Annotated in this window: 1 protein-coding gene and 1 pseudogene; both read right to left on the bottom strand. The window is 40.8% G+C overall.

Annotated features, from left to right (window positions below; all coding sequences use genetic code 11):
* Positions 1–315, bottom strand: a pseudogene (locus AC3ZFK_RS08250) (hypothetical protein); the annotation flags it as partial.
* Positions 316–336: 21 nt separating this feature from the next.
* Positions 337–1,283: Gfo/Idh/MocA family protein (locus tag AC3ZFK_RS08245; protein ID WP_489433791.1), on the bottom strand; the 947-nt coding region annotated here is incomplete at its 5' end.

The raw sequence follows: 1,283 nt of genomic DNA, 5'->3' as shown, positions 1-1,283 counted from the left end.
CTTAATATCATGATCTTTAAGCGCTTGTTTTACTTCTGCCATTTGATCGTTAGACATATTGTGACTAAACCGTCCATCCGGATTTTTTTTATCCAATACTTGTCCCGGATAAGCTTGTAAATAATGCAAATCCAAATCTTGCATCATATCCAACATTTCATAGAATGAAAATTTCCGGAATGTCCATGCTTGAGAGCCCAATTTCAAATCTTGGATTCGGGCACCTGAATAATCGGTGGTAACCGAAGCAGATTCAGCGCCAAGCGGCAAAACAAACAGTCCTGCCATTAATATTAATAATATATGTTTTTTCATCTTATTACCTTTTGGTTTCTATTATTTTTTTGGATTCCATTCACCTTTAGCGACGGAAGGAATATAGGTATCCAAATTATCTGGCGGAAATTGAATCGTTTTTCCTTGTTCGGCGCTCATGTATGCCGTCATTAATAATTCAGTTACATTTACACCATCACTGAAATTTTCTTCTGGGCGTTTCCCGGCTAAAAAAGATTCCACCATATGGCGATTTTCAGCTGTATAACCATACACTTCTTCTTCGCTGGATACTACGGGCATAACACCCGATTCCGCATTTTGTTTTTCTACCATATCTTCGCCCTGATTTCCAGATACTTCTCGACTGAAAAACAGTTTCAAATCCGTATCCAGCGTATTCATAAACATGGAATATTCCGGTCCGAACAATTCCATACTTAAACGTAACCCCGCACCGACAAAACACCAGGATGTGGTTGTTTCCACTACAAGTTTCTGCCCGTCTTCTGTTTCATATTCAATCAATGAACGGGCAAAATCTTCAGACGGACGATTTCGATAATCCAATTTCCCATCGCTGGATTCAGCTAATTGATCCGCATATTTTGGTTGCTGCCATTTTAAACATGAAGCATATGCTTGAACGCTAACGGGTTTCAATGATTCTCGTGGTGCGCCGGGTTCCGTAAGAACAAATCGTGCTTCTTCCACTGAATGGCACATCATATCATTCAATACACCACCACCTTGCAATTCGCCTTCCCAAAACCATGGCATATGTGGACCACTATGCTCTTCCGCTGTTCGTGCTAAATAAGGGCGACCTGTAGCTTTCGCCGCGCGTTCCCAGATGATTTCTTTTCCACGAGTGACTGATGGTGAAAAAACCTGATTTTCTAAATACCCATCCAATAGATTCACTCGTTGAGCTAATTCTAATACTTTTTTGGCTTCGGCTACATTTCGTCCTAACGGTTTTTCACACGCAACACCAATGAGTTCAC

It is taken from the genome of Candidatus Thiopontia autotrophica (assembly GCF_982804495.1).
Note: the sequence above shows the minus strand (reverse complement) of the source record. Positions and strands in the feature narration are given on the sequence as shown.